The organism is Amycolatopsis sp. cmx-11-51 (assembly GCF_047608665.1).
In the GTDB taxonomy this organism is placed as follows: domain Bacteria; phylum Actinomycetota; class Actinomycetes; order Mycobacteriales; family Pseudonocardiaceae; genus Amycolatopsis.
Window position 1 is genome coordinate 59,860 of record NZ_JADNQO010000009.1, and the last position, 15,894, is coordinate 75,753.

At 68.5% G+C, this 15,894-nt stretch carries 16 protein-coding genes and 2 pseudogenes; 11 read left to right on the forward strand and 7 right to left on the reverse strand.

Annotated elements, in window-relative coordinates:
* Nucleotides 1–14: 14 nt before the first annotated feature.
* The 5 genes from ACM6LU_RS26725 to ACM6LU_RS26745 are packed head-to-tail and all read right to left on the reverse strand — an operon-like array spanning nt 15 to nt 4,186.
* Nucleotides 15–1,034 (reverse strand): GNAT family N-acetyltransferase, encoded by a 1,020-nt coding sequence (locus tag ACM6LU_RS26725; RefSeq protein WP_414940519.1) that lies wholly within the window; start codon nt 1,032–1,034, stop codon nt 15–17.
* Complete coding sequence (locus tag ACM6LU_RS26730) at nt 1,028–2,071, reverse strand: GNAT family N-acetyltransferase (protein ID WP_414940520.1); 1,044 nt, start codon at nt 2,069–2,071, stop codon at nt 1,028–1,030. Before ACM6LU_RS26730 ends, ACM6LU_RS26725 begins: the two co-directional genes overlap by 7 nt.
* Nucleotides 2,068–3,162: a hypothetical protein gene (locus ACM6LU_RS26735; RefSeq protein WP_414940521.1), complete on the reverse strand. Its 1,095-nt coding sequence runs from the start codon at nt 3,160–3,162 to the stop codon at nt 2,068–2,070. The genes ACM6LU_RS26730 and ACM6LU_RS26735 overlap by 4 nt, the downstream gene beginning before the upstream one ends.
* Nucleotides 3,156–3,464 (reverse strand): hypothetical protein, encoded by a 309-nt coding sequence (locus ACM6LU_RS26740; RefSeq protein WP_414940522.1) that lies wholly within the window; start codon nt 3,462–3,464, stop codon nt 3,156–3,158. The genes ACM6LU_RS26735 and ACM6LU_RS26740 overlap by 7 nt, the downstream gene beginning before the upstream one ends.
* Complete coding sequence (locus tag ACM6LU_RS26745; protein ID WP_414940699.1) at nt 3,461–4,186, reverse strand: hypothetical protein; 726 nt, start codon at nt 4,184–4,186, stop codon at nt 3,461–3,463. Before ACM6LU_RS26745 ends, ACM6LU_RS26740 begins: the two co-directional genes overlap by 4 nt.
* 323 nt (nt 4,187–4,509) lie before the next feature.
* On the opposite strand from ACM6LU_RS26745, the pseudogene ACM6LU_RS26750 reads away from it, so the two are divergent.
* The 6 genes and pseudogenes from ACM6LU_RS26750 to ACM6LU_RS26775 form a co-directional block, all read left to right on the forward strand.
* Nucleotides 4,510–5,463, forward strand: a pseudogene (locus tag ACM6LU_RS26750) (glycosyltransferase family 2 protein); the annotation flags it as partial.
* Between the two features lie 384 nt (nt 5,464–5,847).
* Nucleotides 5,848–6,423: pseudogene (locus tag ACM6LU_RS26755) on the forward strand (ATP-grasp domain-containing protein); the annotation flags it as partial.
* 54 nt (nt 6,424–6,477) lie between these two features.
* The gene (locus ACM6LU_RS26760) at nt 6,478–6,744 is read left to right on the forward strand and encodes a hypothetical protein (RefSeq protein ID WP_414940700.1); all 267 of its coding nucleotides are present in this window, start codon (nt 6,478–6,480) and stop codon (nt 6,742–6,744) included.
* Complete coding sequence (locus ACM6LU_RS26765) at nt 6,741–8,021, forward strand: hypothetical protein (RefSeq protein ID WP_414940523.1); 1,281 nt, start codon at nt 6,741–6,743, stop codon at nt 8,019–8,021. Before ACM6LU_RS26760 ends, ACM6LU_RS26765 begins: the two co-directional genes overlap by 4 nt.
* A 21-nt stretch (nt 8,022–8,042) precedes the next feature.
* Nucleotides 8,043–9,845, forward strand: a complete 1,803-nt coding sequence (locus ACM6LU_RS26770; protein WP_414940524.1) for a carbamoyltransferase — start codon at nt 8,043–8,045, stop codon at nt 9,843–9,845.
* Nucleotides 9,842–10,546 carry a hypothetical protein gene (locus ACM6LU_RS26775; protein ID WP_414940525.1) on the forward strand — a complete coding sequence of 235 codons (705 nt, stop codon included), beginning with the start codon at nt 9,842–9,844 and terminating at the stop codon, nt 10,544–10,546. The genes ACM6LU_RS26770 and ACM6LU_RS26775 overlap by 4 nt, the downstream gene beginning before the upstream one ends.
* A gap of 66 nt (nt 10,547–10,612) precedes the next feature.
* Here the strand turns inward: ACM6LU_RS26775 and hemW are convergent, their stop codons facing one another.
* Both hemW and ACM6LU_RS26785 read right to left on the reverse strand, forming a co-directional pair.
* Entirely contained in the window at nt 10,613–11,827 is a 1,215-nt protein-coding gene (gene hemW / locus ACM6LU_RS26780) for a radical SAM family heme chaperone HemW (RefSeq protein WP_414940526.1), read from the reverse strand.
* A 182-nt stretch (nt 11,828–12,009) separates the two neighbouring features.
* Nucleotides 12,010–12,423 carry a VOC family protein gene (locus ACM6LU_RS26785; protein WP_414940527.1) on the reverse strand — a complete coding sequence of 138 codons (414 nt, stop codon included), beginning with the start codon at nt 12,421–12,423 and terminating at the stop codon, nt 12,010–12,012.
* Nucleotides 12,424–12,505: 82 nt separating this feature from the next.
* On the opposite strand from ACM6LU_RS26785, the gene ACM6LU_RS26790 reads away from it, so the two are divergent.
* The 5 genes from ACM6LU_RS26790 to ACM6LU_RS26810 all read left to right on the forward strand — a co-directional run bounded on the left by ACM6LU_RS26790 (nt 12,506) and on the right by ACM6LU_RS26810 (nt 15,890).
* Nucleotides 12,506–13,078 (forward strand): TetR/AcrR family transcriptional regulator, encoded by a 573-nt coding sequence (locus ACM6LU_RS26790; protein WP_414940528.1) that lies wholly within the window; start codon nt 12,506–12,508, stop codon nt 13,076–13,078.
* A gap of 153 nt (nt 13,079–13,231) precedes the next feature.
* Entirely contained in the window at nt 13,232–13,318 is an 87-nt protein-coding gene (locus ACM6LU_RS26795) for a putative leader peptide (protein WP_360907593.1), read from the forward strand.
* A 36-nt stretch (nt 13,319–13,354) separates the two neighbouring features.
* The gene (locus tag ACM6LU_RS26800; RefSeq protein WP_414940529.1) at nt 13,355–15,049 is read left to right on the forward strand and encodes a nitrite/sulfite reductase; all 1,695 of its coding nucleotides are present in this window, start codon (nt 13,355–13,357) and stop codon (nt 15,047–15,049) included.
* Entirely contained in the window at nt 15,046–15,198 is a 153-nt protein-coding gene (locus tag ACM6LU_RS26805; RefSeq protein WP_414940530.1) for an Insertion element protein, read from the forward strand. The genes ACM6LU_RS26800 and ACM6LU_RS26805 overlap by 4 nt, the downstream gene beginning before the upstream one ends.
* Nucleotides 15,195–15,890: a phosphoadenylyl-sulfate reductase gene (locus ACM6LU_RS26810; RefSeq protein WP_414940531.1), complete on the forward strand. Its 696-nt coding sequence runs from the start codon at nt 15,195–15,197 to the stop codon at nt 15,888–15,890. Before ACM6LU_RS26805 ends, ACM6LU_RS26810 begins: the two co-directional genes overlap by 4 nt.
* The last annotated feature ends 4 nt before the right edge of the window (nt 15,891–15,894 follow it).

The following is a 15,894-nucleotide window of genomic DNA, read 5'->3' on the forward strand; positions in this document are numbered from 1 at the left end:
CGCTGCCTTACCACTCACGAGAGCAGCGCGGCCGCGTACTGCGGCACCAGCCGAGCTCCGAGCGAGGACTTCACCTCGGACATCTTCTTGCCGAAGACCACCTCGTGCCGCCCTGCTTCCACCGCCCAGCGCACGGCCTCGCCGTAGAAGTGGAAGTACAGGTTGGGCCGTCCGCCCAGTTCCGTCGGCAGCGCCGCCCAATGCCGGGCGATCGGCCGGGTCGGGTGATCGAGGATGGTCGCGATGGCGAGCAAGCGGCCCGTGGCGCTCTCGCGGTACTCGACGACGCGCACGTCCGGTTGCCGCAGCAGGGCGCTCACGTAGCCCACGAACGCCGGGAGCGGCACGATCGGCACGTCATGGTGCTTGGTTCCGTTGTACCGCAGCAATTCCGCGATCCCGACCGGGTCGGCGCCGTCACCGGACAGTATCCGCACCCCGATCGAAGGATCGGCCTCGATGGTACGGAAGATCTTGCGCAGGTTCTGTTTCCGCTTCCTGGCCAGCGAATACATCCAGTCGTCCCGGCTCGAGAACGGCGAGACATCGAGCACGGCGACGTCCTCGGTCCGGCGCACCACCTTCAGCCCACCCCGCACACTGTCCACTCCGGACTCGCCGACCTGCCGGATCAGCATCCCCCGCAACCCGGAACCAAGTTCGGCGCGCATCGCCGGGACGAACGAGTCGAGCAGGCGGCCGACACCGCCGTCGCTGTCTTCGCCGTCGAACCACCAGCCCGGGATCGCCCCCGAACCTGGCGATCGGACGTCGAGTCCGCCGAGCCTTCCGCGGCCCGAGGCCCGGGCGAACCGGTACCGCCGAGTGAGGCCCGTGACCCACGCGCAGCTGACCACACCGCACGGCTCGCCGCGTTCGAGCAGCACGGCGACCGGTTGCTCGGTCCGCGCGGCCCATGCCTGGGTGGTGAGCACCTCCCAGCTCCAGTCCGCGCGCAGACCCGCCTTGGCCCGCAGCGAATCCCAATACGCCGGCTCGGCGTCACGCCGGGGGTCGAGTACCTCGATCACCATCGCGTCACCGGTCTCGCCGCGATGACACCGAACAGCGGCACCGGCTGGAATCCCAGCGTGGCCTTGAGGTCGGTCAGCCCCCGCCCCATCGACAGCGACTTCCGGTTGCCCTCGATCATGTACCGCACGTTCCGCACGACGGCTTCGAAATAGAGGTGCTTCGGCCGTCCCTCTTCCGGAGCCATCGCGGCCCAGTGCTGGTGCAGTGGCGCCACCGGGTGGTCGAGGACGTTGGTGAACGCGAGCAGCCGCCCGGCGCCGTCGTGGTAGGTCGAGGTGATCACGTCCGGCCTGCGCACGAGTTCGCCGAGGTATTCGGCGGTGACCGGGCCGCGCTGGTCGAACTTCACCGGTCCCATCCGCGCCCGGTGCTCACGCAGCAGGGTGGCGAGTTCGAGAGCGTCAAGGTCGGTGCGGGCGGCTTCGGTCCGGACGACCACGTCCGGGTCGGCGGCGATCTTCTTCGACTGGCCGCGCAGGCTCAGCCGCCTGCTCCGGCGCAGGGACGCCAGCCAGCCCTCGACGTCGACGAACCGGTTCTCCAGCACCGAAGTCGGCATCGTGTCGCGCACCGGCCTGCCCCGCCCCGTCAGCATGTCGAGCGACTCCGGTGGCACCGTGCGGTAGACGACGCCGAGGCAGCCGGGTCCGGTGAAGCGGCAGACGGCCCGCTCGAACCGTCGCATGATCTCCCGCCGGTCCGCGGCGTCGATCCCGTCCGCGAACAACCACGGCGGGTACCCGGAAAGCCACGCGTGCTGCACCTCCACCCAGCGCGGCCCCAGCCTCGCCTTCCCGTGCACCGCACCCGGCCGATCCGTGGAGCCGGGAGAACACAGCATCGCCAGCACCGCGGCGACCGGTTTGCCCCCATCGGTGATCACGGTGAGCACGGTGGGGCTGCGTGAGAACCGCGACTCCACCCGGAGCAGGTGGTAGTCCCACGGGACCGGGGCCTGTTGCGCGACCAGGAATCGGGCCCAGTCCTCGGGTTCGGGATCGATCCGCGGATCGAGCACCCGCACCTGCCAGGTCATCGGCCCAGCACCGGTCTCGGGACGGCGACCGACACCAGGGCGCGGGTGCCGAAGCCGAGCGCGGCCTTGTCGGCCAGCATCGCCCGGCCGGCGGTCAGTTCGGGGCGCCGGTTGACGATCATGTGCTCCACTCCCCTGGCGTAGAAGTCGACATAGAGGCCTTTCCTTCCGCCGCCCGCGCTCGGCAGTGCGGCCCACTGGTGCAGCGCGCACCCTTCCTCGGCGTCGAACAGCGTGCCGAAACCCAGCAGCCGCCCGGATCCGTCGCGATAGGTAAGGGTGACCACGTCCGGACGGCGCACGAGAGCGTCCAGATAGGACGGTGCGATCGGGCTCCGGGTGTCCATGTGCAGCCCGCCGATCCGGGAGCGCTGCCCCTCCGCCCATGCCCGGTCGTCCTGCCGGGCACGATGCGCGTTGAGCAGCGCGGAAAGTTCGTGGACGTCCAGGTCCCGGCGAGCGGGCGCCACCTCGGTGCGCAGGTCTTCGTCCACGCGCAGGCCGCGCAGAGTCTCCCGGGGCTCGTCGCCGAGCCCTCGCTCCCAATCGTCCACAGTGAAGTAGGTGTTGAGCAGCACGGCCGCCGGGTCGATCTCGCGGGACACCCGGCCACGACCCTCCATGGCGGGGAGGAGTTCCGGGTTCATCGCGCGGTAGATCACACCCAGCAGCCCCGGACCGAGGTGTGTGCGGAGCGCCTGCTCGAACCGGCGGATCGCCTGTCGCCGCTCAGCGTCGTCCAGCCGCTCGTCGAGCACACAGGCCGGGTACCCGCTGAGCTGCCAGAGGTAGGCCTCGGCCCAGCGCGGACGGAACCGGCCACCGAAAACGGACATCGGGGCGAAGTCGGTGGCCCGCCAGCTACGGCACACCATGACGGTGAGCGCCCCGGCGACCTTGCCACGACGGCGGATCACCGCGAGCACCGGCGGGTTCTTCGCCAGCCACGCCTCCCGGCGCAGGACTTCGTACTCCCATACCGGCCATAGCCTCGACCGGCGCAGGAAACCGCGCCAGCCCTCGGGTTCGGCCGCGTTCCTCGGGTCGAGCACCTCGACCGCGAAAGCGGTGACCACCTTCGTCGTCACCATCGCAGTACCGGTCTCGGCACGGCCGCAGTGCAGACCGGACGTACCCGAAATCCCGGCGTGGCTTTGAGTTCGGGTATTCCGCGTCCCGCGGTGAGTTCCTTGACACCGCGCCGTGTGGCGTAACGCATGGCCACCGCGAGCGGCCTTCCCTCGGCGCCGGTGTAGGTCAGCGTGTGCACGTCCGGGGCGTCGAGGGCCATCACCTCGTAGTCCCACACCGGCAGGAACCGGGCCGCGAGGAAGAACTCCGTCCAGCCTTGGGGGACGGAATCGGCGCGGAGATCGTGGAAGCGGATCTTCACGTGAGCACGACCGGGGTCCCGTGCCGTGGACAGGGCGCGACTTCGCCGCGAACGCCGCCTGCCGGGAGCACGTCCACGAATCGCGGGGAGTTCTGGCGCAGCAGCGTGAACGCGAGACCCCCCGTGGTAGGCCGCGCGTAGACGCGGGGCCAGTCGAGATGCCAGCGGCCGCACGCTTCGATCGCGCCGAGGTAGCCCAGCGCCGGATCGTGCAGCACGCCGTACGGCCCGGTGTCCATTGTGTCCAGTTCCCGTCGCGGTACGGATTCGACCCGGTACGCACGGTCTTCGGGCAACGCGGCGGCGAAGACGGCCAGTTGTTTGTCGTCGCCGACCGCGATCACCCGCCTGCCGCGGCGGAGCGCGGCGGACAGTTCGGCGAGCGCACCGGACGCCGGGACATCGGGATCCACCACACAGCAACGGACTCCGCGCGGCAGGTCCACCGGTGGACGTAGCCCGTCGCCGCCGAGGACGACGACCAGCGCGTCCCCGTCGACCGAACGTGCCTCGCGTAACACCCGGCCCAGCCCACGGTTCGACTCGATCCGTTGCGTGCCACCGGCGAGCGGCACCAGGTCGACGATCTTGTGCACCGCCTCGGCCAGCGGCACGGCGCCCGAATCCGTTCCCGTGCGGCCCGGCACCAGCACCGGATCCGTTCTGCCGTCGAGTGCCCATCGTTCCCGGTAGAACGGGACCGTCGCGAAGGCCGACCGCACGGACCGCCGATAGGCCGCCCGCCAGGCAGCGCTCACCCCCGTTTCCCACATGGCGCGGAAGCATGCGTCATGTAGGCCGGATTGGGAACAGAGCACGCACGGTTCACCCGGTTCGCGGGAAAATTCCCTCCTTTTCGACTGAGCTGAAAGGAGGAATTTTCCGAACTCACTGGCGGGAGCAAAGCGAGTCTGCCTATAACACCGGGAACTTTCGAGTCGGCACGATCTGCCGGCCACCTGGGGCCAAGGGGACGTATGAACCGTGAAATCACCACTGGTGACGCTACGAACACGATAGCGCACTCACCGCAGGAGTTCGACGGATGAGCCAGCCGCTCCCCGGTCCCACACAAAGTGGACTCACCGTAGTCGTTCCGTGCTTCAACGAAGTCGACAACGTCGAGCCGTCCTACCAGGAGATCATCGCCGAGTTGGGAAATCACCCACTCGAACTTCTCTACGTGGACGACGGGAGTACGGACGGGACACTGGACGTCATCCGGGCGCTCGCGCACACCGACCCCCGGGTCCGGTACCTGTCCTTCACCCGCAATTTCGGGTTCGAAGCCGCCTTTTCCGCGGGATATCGGTACGCGGGGAAACCATGGATCCTGCACATCGACGCCGACCAGCAGTTCCCGGCTTCCGAAGCGAGTAAATTGATCACCGCCGCCGAGGAAGGAAACGACGCCGTTTTCGGCGTGCGCACCAACCGGCAAGATCCCTTGATACGCCGCTGGGGCACCGCGGCCTTCCATTTCCTGGGCCGCCGTGTGCTGCGTATCGAAATCCCGCCGGGTGCGACGGCCTTCCGGCTGGTGCGCACCGAATTGGCACGCAAGATCGTCGACCTCCGGCTGGGCACCCCGTATTTCCTCGCCACCGTGCCCCGGCTGACCAGCCGCTACACCACCGTTCCGGTGGCACATCGCGCGCGGGAACGCGGAGAGTCCAAAGTGGGCTTCGGTTTCCTGTCCTCGCACGCCATCGAACTGTTCGTCGGGTTCACCCGGCGGCTGACGACGGTGGCGTCGGCGACCGCGCTGCTGACCGCCGGGATCGCGGTGCTCGCGGGGATCGCGACCGTGTCCGGCCTTCTCGGCATGGACGCCGGCCAGGGGCTGACGTTCCTCATGTTCGCGGTGCTGCTGACGGTGCTTTCGCTGACCGTCCGCTACCTGGTCGTGGTCGGCGCGGGTCAGCCTCGACCACGGCAGTTCTACATCAGGGAAGCCAATTTCCCGGTCGACGAGGACGACCGGCTCTACACCTCGGCGGAAGCCGGGATCCATCCTGGGGAAAGGCATGAGGGAGTGAAGAAAACCGAAGAGACGGCGGCACCTCGGAGCCTGGTGATCCTGGGCGGGGCCGACGGTTCGGTCAGCACCTACCATCGGGCGCGGGAACTCGGTTTCCGCACCATCTGCGTCGACGTCCGCGCCGGCGCGCCCGCGGTGGCGCTGGCGGACGAGTTCGTGCAGGTCAGTGTCCGCGCACCGGAACAGATCGCGGCCGCGCTGGACGGGCGGGACGACATCGCCGGTGTGCTCTGCCCGGCCAGTGACGTCGGGCTCCCGACACTCGCCTGGCTCACCCGGCACTGGAATCTGCCGGACCCGCTGCCCGAAGCAGCCGTCGCCGCTTCCGTCGACAAGTCCGTGTTCCGCGAACTCTGCGACCGGTTGCGTCTGCCGACCTACCGCAGTGTCGGCGGGAAACCCGGGCCGGACCTCGCCCTCGCCGCACAGCAACTGCGATTTCCCACCCTGGTGAAACCGGTCGACTCCTCCGGAAGCCGGGGCGTGGTCTCGTGCGCGAGTCCCGGCGGGCTGAGCACCGCGTTCGGCGAGTCACTGGCGTTCTCACCGTCCGGACGGCTCGTCGTCGAAGAACACCTCGACGGCTCGCATTACACGATCGAAGCGCTCGCGGTCGACGGCCGGATCGTGTTCCACGCGGTCACCCGGCGCACGCTCACCCCGCCGCCGTTCTTCGTGACGGCGTCCCATCTCCTGCCGGCCGGGCTGCCACCGGTGGTCGACCGCGCCCTGCCGCTGATGCTGACCGCGCTGTGCGCCGAACTCGGCTACCGCACCGGTCCGCTCACCCTCGACGCCGTCCTCGGCCGCGACGGGAAGTTCTACCTGATCGAAATGGGCGCGCGGATGGGCGGAAACGGTCTCGCCGAAGCGATCGCCCTCAGCACCGGCGTCGACCTGATCGCCGCGGGGATCGCCGCCGCGACCGGGGGCGAGGTCGTGCTCTCGCCACGCGACCCGCGGCCGACGCTGGTGCACATCCTCGCCTCCGACCGCGGCGGCCGGATCGTGCGGATCGAAGGCGCCGACGAGGTCCGGGCGATGCCCGCGGTGCACGGCCTGGAGTTGTTCGCGGAACAGGATTCCTTCGTCAAACCGTACGAGCAGGCCGGCTACAAGATGGGCTACGCCGTGGTTTCGGCGCCGACCGTGCCCGAAGTTCTCGCGGTCGAGGACGAATTGCGGGGCACCTTGAAGTTCCTGCTCGACGAGCAGGGTATGGCGGTGCCACTCCCTTGACCGGAACCTCACTCACCGGCGCCACCGGCACCGCGGCGATCGCGGCGCCGAAACCGTCGACGGTGCTGCGGCTGCTCGCCGGCCGTGGCGTCTTCCGGCTGGCGATCCAGGTCATGGGCCTGGTGCTGGTCACCGCGTGGGGAGCGCATGACTACGGCCGGTTCGCCACCGCGCTCGGGTTGATGACGTGGCTGAACTTCGTACCGTCCGCGGCGGAGAAGTCGGCGCTGAAATACCTGCCGCGCCTGCGGGTGACGCGGGACGCGGTCGCGGCCTTGGCCGTCCGGATCGCCTTCGTACCGGTCCTCGTGGTCCTGGCCGCGATGGCGGTCACGCTGGTCGTCGCTCCGGAATCGGACGCGGCGCTGTACCTGACGGCGGCGGGGTGGTCGATCTCCGGGGGCCTGCTGATGACCGTGTCCGGCCTGCACCGGTTCCGCGGCAAGTCCACTTTGGACGCGCTGGCCTTCACCGCGGGCGCGCTGGTGGTCGGGGCGGTGACCGCGGGCACCTGGTTCGTCCGCTGGTCTCCGCTGACTCACCTCGGTCTGCTGCTCGGCGGGATCCTCGTCATTCTGGGGTTCTCCGCGGTGTTGCTGCCGAGGGAGTGGCTGCGTCCGGGGAAAGCGGGCGGCCACCGGCTCCTGCCCGCGTTCGGCCGGGCCACCGTTCTGCTCGGGATGACCGAGGTGCTCGACGTGCTGGCGACGTCGTCGGTGTTCGGCGTGCTCGCACTGTCCGGCCGGACCGTCGACAGTGGACCGTTCTATGTCGCTTTGCTGGCGAGCAGCGCGTTCTGCTCACTGCTGTTCTATCAGCTGAGGGTGCACCAGCCCGCGATCTCGAGCCGGATGCGGGGCAGTGGCGCGGCGGCGGGTCGTGCTCGCGCGGTGGAACTGCTGAAGCTGGTCGAACGTGGATCGCTGGTCTTCCTCGTGCTGGTGGGGATCGCGCTGGCGATCCCGGCCGCCCGCACGGTGCTGACCGAGGAGGGCACCACCGGCGCCTATCTGGTCCTCGGCATCTTCGTCCTGGTGGAGACGGTGCTGTTCGCCATCGGGCTCTACGCGGGTTTCCTGATCGAGAACACCAACAGCAAGGTCCTCACCCTCACCGCGTCGGCCTCGATCGCCGGATTGGTCGCCACCCCGCCGGCGGCCGCGGCGTTCGTCCCGGCGATGGGCCCGGTCGGCGGGTTCGCCGCCCTCGTCTTCGCCATCGGCACGCGGGCCATCGTGCTCCGGTGGCTACTGCGCCGCCACCATCCCGAACTCTGAATGTCGCACTGGAGAAGGAACATGTACGTACTGGGTATCAGCAGGGTCCACGATTCGGCGGCCGCGCTCGTGCGCGACGGCGAGATCATCGCGTTCGCCGAAGAAGAACGTTTCACCCGGGTGAAGCACGACGGCGGCTTTCCCGCGCACGCCATCAGGTTCTGCCTCGACCGCGCCGGGATCACGCTCGCCGACGTCGACCACGTCGCCTACTACTGGCAGCGCTGGCGCGAGGGCATCCACGCGGCGAAGGTGTTCGCACGGTACTTCCCGGCGACGCTGGAGGTGTTCCGCAACGAGAACGGTGACGAAGGCGGCTCCTCGGCGTCCATGGTCGAGACGTTCAAGACAGGTGGCGGCAAAGGCGTCGACGACTATCACGTCGGCGGCGCGGTGCTCGCGCACATCAAGCGGTCCTACACTCTCGAACGCGATGTGAAGGAAGCCGCGGAGTGGACCGGGCCGACGAAGTTCAAAACGCACCTGGTCGACCACCACAAGGCGCACGCGGCCAGCGCCTACTTCATCTCGCCGTGGGAAGAGTCCGCCGTACTGACCTTCGACGGTATCGGCAGCGACGGGACCGCGACCTACCTGGGGCACGGCAAGGGAAACCGGATTATCGACATCCGGCGGATCAAGTTCCCGCACTCGCTTGGCGCGATGTACGCGGGCGTCACCGGCTATCTCGGCTTCTACCCCACCCGGGACGAAGGCAAGATCATGGGGCTGGCGCCGCTGGGCAACGACACGTACGTCGAGGCGTTCAAGCAACTGATCCACCTGAGCGACGACGGCGGTTACGAACTCGAACTGGGTTTCTTCGGCCACCACCGCACCGGCAAGCACGTGATGTCGAAGAAGTTCACCGATCTGTTCGGCCCCGCTCGCCCCAAGACCCGGGTCACCGCGGACAACCCTGTACCGCAGCACTACTGCGACATCGCCTACGCGCTGCAAGTCACGCTCGAGGAGGCCGGGCTGCACCTGGCACGCTGGCTGCAGCGCGAGACCGGGTCGAAGCGGCTCTCCGTCGCGGGCGGCGTCGCGCTGAACAGTGTGATGAACGGGCGGCTTCTGCTGGAGACCCCGTTCGAGGACTTCTTCGCCCAGCCCGCGGCGGCGGACGACGGCTGCGCGATCGGCTCCGCGCTGGAGATATCGGTCGGCGAGTACGGCAAGCCGCGCCCGCGTGACGGCTACACCTACACCGGCCCGGACTACACCGAGGCGGAGATGGAACTGGCGCTGCAGGACGCCGGGGTCCATTACACGAAGGTCGACGACATCGCCGCGCACACGGCCGCGAAGATCGCCGAGGGCAAGATCATCGGCTGGGTACAGGGCCGGATGGAATGCGGTCCGCGCGCGCTCGGCAATCGCTCGCTGGTGGCCGACCCGCGCGACCCCGATTCGAAGACGCGGATGAACGAGAAAGTCAAGCACCGCGAGGCCTTCCGGCCGTTCGCGCCGTCGTGCCTGGAAGAGCGGGCGGGCGACTACTTCGTCAGCGACTACCCGTCACCGGTCATGCTGCTGGTGTTCGACGTCCTGCCGGACAAACGCGACGAGGTCCCCGCCATCACCCACGTCGACGGGACCGCGCGGGTGCAAACGGTGAGCAAGACGGACAATCCGCTCTACTACCGGATGATCAGCGAGTTCGAGAAGATCACCGGCGTCCCGATGGTGGTCAACACCTCGTTCAACGACAACAACGAACCGATCGTCGCCAGCCCCGCCGACGCCGTGGCCTGCTACCTGAAGACCGACGTCGACGCGCTCGCCCTCGGGCCGTTCTGGGCCGAGAAGGAGACCCTGTGACCACCACTCTGCCTGACGCCGCACCCTCGCGAACCGGTTGGGTGCCCACGCTCTACCGGCACCGCAACTGGCTGTGGCTGGTGGCCGCCGTCCCTGCCGTGGTGACGACACTGCTGATCATGGTGATCCTGCCGCCGGACCAGACGCTGGACAACGTCGTGGACTGGGCGTTCAAACTGTGCCCGTTCGTGTTCGCGGTCGCCACGGTGGCGCTGTTCCCGCGCACCAAAGGGGGTCCGGCACTGATCGTCCTCGCAATTTTCGTCTACATGTCCTATTTGGACACCGAACTGATCATGCGGATCCAGGCGTTCGCCCGTAACGTCGCGACCGACGAGAACGCCTTCCAACCGGTGTACCAGTTCGAACTGTTCATCGTGACGTTCATCGTCCTGTTCGGGCTGATGGCGTACCGGCTCGGCGGCGGCCGGACGGCGAACGTGCTCAAGGCCGGGATCGCCGCGATCCTGGTGGTGATCTCGGGCGCGAACGACCTGACCTTCTGGGCGCTCAACGACGTCTGGGCGGCGGGCACGAAACCGACCGAACTGAAATGGGCGTCACATATGATCGTGTTCCTCGGCGGACCGCCGAGCGTTCCGGTCGCGGTCGCGTTCATGCTGGTGCACCTGGCACTGGCGGCGATCGTGGTGGCGTTGCCGGTCGGCCGGTGGGTCGACCGGGCACTCGGTGTCTCGTGAGTGGTCATCCCGGACCCTGATCAAGGCTCAACGTCCCCACGAGTCCGCCAGAACGTCGCTCACCATTCACGTAAGCCTGCGCACCAGCCCGTCGGCCAGCAAGCGCCCTCGGTCGGTCAGTACCGCCCGCCCCTGACCGTCCAAAGCGGACTGATCGAGCAGCCCCTCGGCGGCGGCGACCCGGGCTTCGGCACGGCCGTCGTCGTCGAGGGCGCCGAGCGGAAGTCCTTCCGACAGCCGGAGTTCCAGCATCACGCGCTCCAGGTGCCGGTCTTCGTCGGTGAGCAGTTCACGGCCGGCGGCCGGTGAGTCACCGGCGGCGAGTGAGGCGGCGTAGCGGGCCGGGTGCTTGACGTTCCACCAGCGGACGCCGCCGACGTGACTGTGCGCGCCGGGTCCCGCGCCCCACCAGTCGCCGCCGCGCCAGTAGCCGATGTTGTGCCGGCAGCGGGCTTCCTCCGAGGTCGCCCAGTTGGACACCTCGTACCACCGCAAACCGGCCGAAGCGAGGACGCGGTCGATCATCTCGTAGTCGGCGGCGAGCACGTCGTCGTCCGGCGCGGGCAGTTCGCCGCGGCGGACACGGCGGGCGAGCGCGGTGCCCTCCTCGACGATCAGCGCGTACGCCGAGACGTGATCGACACCGGCGGCGAGCACCGCGTCCAGCGAGGCTTGGAGGTCTTCGACCCGCTCCCCCGGCGTGCCGTAGATGACGTCGAGGTTGACGTGCTCGAACCCGGCGGCTCGCGCTTCCGCCGCGGCCGCGACCGGACGGCCCACGGTGTGCACCCGGTCGAGGATCCGCAGGACGTGCTGCGCGGCCGACTGCATCCCGAGCGAGATCCGGTTGTACCCGGCGTCACGGATGCCCGCGAAGAACTCCGGCGAGGTGGACTCCGGATTGGACTCCGTCGTCACCTCGGCGTCCGGCGCGAGGCCGAACGTGTCGCGGACAGCGTCGAGAACGCTACGAAGGCCGTCCGGGCCGAGCAGGGACGGGGTGCCTCCGCCGACGAAGACGGTGTCGACCGCGGGCGGCTTCCCGAGCACGCGCGCGGCCAGGTCGAACTCGCGTTTGAGGCCTTCGAGCCAGGACTGCGGCGACGAGTCGCTGTCCAGCTCACCGGCGGTGTAGGTGTTGAAGTCGCAGTAGCCGCAGCGAGTCGCGCAGAACGGGACGTGCACGTAGACACCGAACGGCCGGGTGCCGAGCCCTTCCAGCGCGCTCTCGGGGAGCGTGGACTCGACGGGCGTGGTGGTTTCGGGCAGCAACGCGGGCACACCCCAGTGTCCCCCACGCCGCGAAGGCCTCCTTCCCCGGGGAAAGAGGCTTTCACGAAAACGCTTTACCGGTGGGAGACGTGCACCTCGACGAGGGTCTCCATGGAGATCGAGCAGTCGTCGACCACGTTGGCGAGGTGCCCCCTGGCGGTCGGCGAGCAGCCGACCGCCTCGAACCGGTCCTAGGCCAACCCGTTCGCGGCCAGCCACTCCGGCGACGGCGGGATCACCTCGATGATGTCGATCAGGAAGCCGTTGAGGTCCTCGATGTAGAAGTGCCGCTGACCGAATTCCTCGTCCACGAGTTCCGTGACGATCTTGACCCCTTCCCCGCGCAGCCGCTCGTACTCGGCCGCCGCGTCGGCGACCATGAGCCCGACCATCGAGCCTGCGGCCTCCTGCGACCGCCAAGGCTCTGGCGTGGCCTTGTGGCCGCGCTTCGCGAAGCTCATTTCATAGCCCGGCACGCCGACGTTGAGGCTGGAGAACCAGTCCAGTTCGATCGTCACCGTCAACCGCAGGTGCCGCTTCCACCAGGCGGTGGTACCGGCGATGTCGTCGACGAGCACACAGGCACCGAAACCGCTGAGTTGCATCTGGTGTTTTCCTCCCGGTCGAACCACTTGATGCGTAGTACTATACCCATAGTGGTTTGACCGAGGCAAGGAGACTGTTCCGATGCGACACAATCCGGAGCGCCGGACCGCCCTCACCGACGCCGCCATCACCGTCCTGGCCCGCGAGGGCGCGCGCGGGCTCACCTACCGTGCCGTGGACGTCGAGGCGGACGTCCCGCCGGGAACGACGTCCAACTACTTCCGCAACCGGGACCAGTTGCTCGGCGAGGTCGGCGTCCGCGTGCACGAACGGCTGTCGGCGCCGGCCGAGGTGATGGCGAACCCGCAGGCGGAGACACCGTCCCACGACCGGGTCGGCGTTTTGCTCGGTGACCTCATGGGACGGCTGACCGGACACCGCGAGCCCTATCTCGCCCTGCTCGAACTCCGGCTCGAAGCCACCCGTCGCCCGGAGCTGGCGGCCGAGCTGACCAAGACGATCCGCGAGGGCATCGACCTGAGCGTCGACTGGCACGTCGCGGCCGGAATGCCGGGCGGACGTGCCGAGGTGCTGCTGATGTATCTCGCGCTGACCGGGCTCACCGTCGAACGGCTCACCCTGCCGGAGGTACTCGCGGACGTCACCGACGAAGACGTCATCCGAATACTCGTGGACCGCGTCCTCCCGTCTTGAAGCGTGCGCGTTCTGCGTCACAGCGGGAAGGAACGGGCTCGGGCTTGACTAGCGAAGAGGGCCTTGGACCAGCGGAAACAGTCACACCCGAAGGTTGTTCCCACTATTCGGACCGGCCTGGACCACATAGTGGGCGCGTGGCACGCTGAATGAATGACCCGCGCCGGAATCACCCTCGTGGCACGCCGCCACGTGGACCTCCGTCGTGTGGCGAGCGCGCTCTGTGCGACGAACCGCTGACTCCCCGCCACCACCACGATCTGCCGGAGGATTCCCATGTCGTCGCCCACGCGCGAAACCCCTGCCCGCACACCCCGGGTCAAACAAAAACGGGGCGAGGGACAGTGGGCGTTGGGGTATCGCGAACCGCTGAACCCCAACGAGCGGTCCAAAAAGGACGACAACCCGCTCAACGTCCGGGCGCGGATCGAGAACATCTACGCCCATCGCGGGTTCGACTCGATCGACCCCGGCGACCTCCGCGGCCGGTTCCGCTGGTTCGGCCTCTACACCCAGCGCAAGCCGGGAATCGACGGCGGCCGCACCGCGACGCTGGAGCCCGAAGAGCTCGACGACCGCTTCTTCATGCTGCGGGTCCGGCTCGACGGCGGCGCGCTGACCACCGATCAGCTGGCCGTGCTCGCCGAGATCTCGCAAACCCACGCGCGCGACACCGCCGACATCACCGACCGGCAGAACATCCAGTACCACTGGATCCAGGTCGAGGACGTCCCGACGATCTGGGCCAAGCTGGAAAAGGCAGGGATGACCACGATGGAAGCCTGCGGTGACAGCCCGCGCGTCATCCTCGGCTCCCCGGTCGCCGGCATCGCCACGGACGAGATCATCGACGGCACGCCCGCGATCGACGAGATCAAGCGCCGCTATATCGGCGACCCGCGCTACTCGAACCTGCCACGCAAGTTCAAGACCGCGATCTCGGGCCAGCAGGACGTCGCGCACGAGATCCACGACGTCGCCTTCGTCGGTGTGAACCACCCTGAGCACGGGCCCGGCTTCGACGTCTGGGTCGGCGGCGGCCTGTCCACGAACCCGATGATCGGGCAGCGGCTGGGCACCTGGGTCTCGCTCGACGAGGTCCCCGACGTCTGGGAAGGCGTGATCAGCGTCTTCCGCGACTACGGCTACCGGCGCCTGCGTGCCCGCGCCCGGATCAAGTTCCTGGTGAAGGACTGGGGCGCCGCGAAGTTCCGCCAAGTCCTGGAAGACGAGTACCTCAAGCGCAAGCTGACCGACGGCCCGGCGCCCGAGGTCCCCGCCACGCAGATCGACCACGTTGGCGTGCACCCGCAGACCGACGGCAAGTTCTACGTCGGCGCCGCGCCGATCGCGGGCCGCGTCTCCGGCGCCACCCTGCTGGCGGTCGCGAAGGCCGCCGAACGCGCCGGGTCGAACCGCGTCAGGCTTACCCCGCTGCAGAAACTCGTGGTCCTCGACGTCCCCGAAGCCGAGGTCGGCGGGCTGAAGACCGAACTGGCCGACCTGGGCCTGCAGGTCGAGCCGTCGCCGTGGCGGCGCGGGATCATGGCCTGCACCGGACTGGAGTACTGCAAGCTCGCCATCGTCGAGACCAAGGCCCGCGCCATCCAGCTGGTCGACGAGCTGGAGAAGCGCCTCGCCGACATCCAGTCCGAGATCGAGAACCCGGTGACCGTGCACCTCAACGGCTGCCCCAACTCCTGCGCGCGGATCCAGACCGCCGACATCGGGCTCAAGGGCCAGATCGTCACCGATGAGGACGGCAAGCAGGTCGAAGGCTTCCAGGTGCACCTCGGCGGCGGGCTCGGCCTGGACGCTGGGTTCGGCCGGAAACTGCGTGGCCACAAGGTGACCGCGTCGGAACTGACCGACTATGTCGAAACGCTCGTGCGGGCCTATCTCGCCGGCCGCGAACCCGGTGAGCGGTTCGCCCAATGGGTCGCGCGGGCCGATGAAGGCGTCCTGCAGTGACCGAACGAACGACCCCATACTACTGCCCTTTTTGTGGCGATGAAGACCTGCGGCCGGATGAGAGCGGCTCCTGGCTGTGCTCGGGCTGCCGCCGGGTCTTCACCGTGAAGTTCCTCGGACTGTCCTTTCCGGAGGTGTCACCAGGATGACCGCCACTGCCGACTACAAGACACTCGCCGAACGCGCCTCGAAGGAGCTCGCGGAGGCGACCGCGGCCGAGGCCCTGCGCTGGACCGCGGAGACGTTCGGCGACGACTTCATCGTCGCGTCGAACATGCAGGACGCCGTCCTGATCGATCTGGCCACCCAGGTCAAATCCGACGTCGACGTGTTGTTCCTGCAGACCGGCTACCACTTCCCGGAGACCATCGGCACCCGCGACGCGGTGCAGGCGGTCTACCCCGGCGTGCGGATCGTCAACGCCGAGGCCGCGCGAAGCGTCGCCGAACAGGACGCGGAGTACGGCCCGAAACTGCACGAACGCGACCCGAACCAGTGCTGCCAGCTCCGCAAGGTCGTTCCGCTTCGGAACACACTGGCGAAGTATTCGGCGTGGGTGACCGGTGTCCGCCGCGTCGACGCGCCGACGCGCGCGGACACCCCCATCGTCACCTGGGACGACCGCAACGGGCTGGTGAAGATCAACCCGATCGCGCCGTGGTCCGACGACGATTTCAGGGACTACATCAGCGAACACGGCATCCTCGAGAACCCGTTGGTGTCCATCGGTTATCTGTCGATCGGCTGCGCGCCGTGCACCGCCAAGGTCGCTCCGGGCCAGGACCCGCGCAGCGGACGGTGGGCCGGTCAGGGCAAGACCGAGTGCGGCTTGCACGGCTGAGAAG

Bases quoted from the DNA above. Each gene is read 5' to 3' on its own strand.
- ACM6LU_RS26770 (WP_414940524.1), top strand. From the start codon at position 8,043: ATGTACGTACTGGGTATCAGCAGGGTCCACGATTCGGCGGCCGCGCTC.
- ACM6LU_RS26725 (WP_414940519.1), bottom strand. From the start codon at position 1,034: ATGGTGATCGAGGTACTCGACCCCCGGCGTGACGCCGAGCCGGCGTAT.
- ACM6LU_RS26735 (WP_414940521.1), bottom strand. From the start codon at position 3,162: ATGGTGACGACGAAGGTGGTCACCGCTTTCGCGGTCGAGGTGCTCGAC.
- ACM6LU_RS26795 (WP_360907593.1), top strand. From the start codon at position 13,232: ATGACCCGCGCCGGAATCACCCTCGTGGCACGCCGCCACGTGGACCTC.
- ACM6LU_RS26785 (WP_414940527.1), bottom strand. From the start codon at position 12,423: ATGCAACTCAGCGGTTTCGGTGCCTGTGTGCTCGTCGACGACATCGCC.
- ACM6LU_RS26790 (WP_414940528.1), top strand. From the start codon at position 12,506: ATGCGACACAATCCGGAGCGCCGGACCGCCCTCACCGACGCCGCCATC.
- ACM6LU_RS26810 (WP_414940531.1), top strand. From the start codon at position 15,195: ATGACCGCCACTGCCGACTACAAGACACTCGCCGAACGCGCCTCGAAG.
- ACM6LU_RS26730 (WP_414940520.1), bottom strand. From the start codon at position 2,071: ATGACCTGGCAGGTGCGGGTGCTCGATCCGCGGATCGATCCCGAACCC.
- ACM6LU_RS26800 (WP_414940529.1), top strand. From the start codon at position 13,355: ATGTCGTCGCCCACGCGCGAAACCCCTGCCCGCACACCCCGGGTCAAA.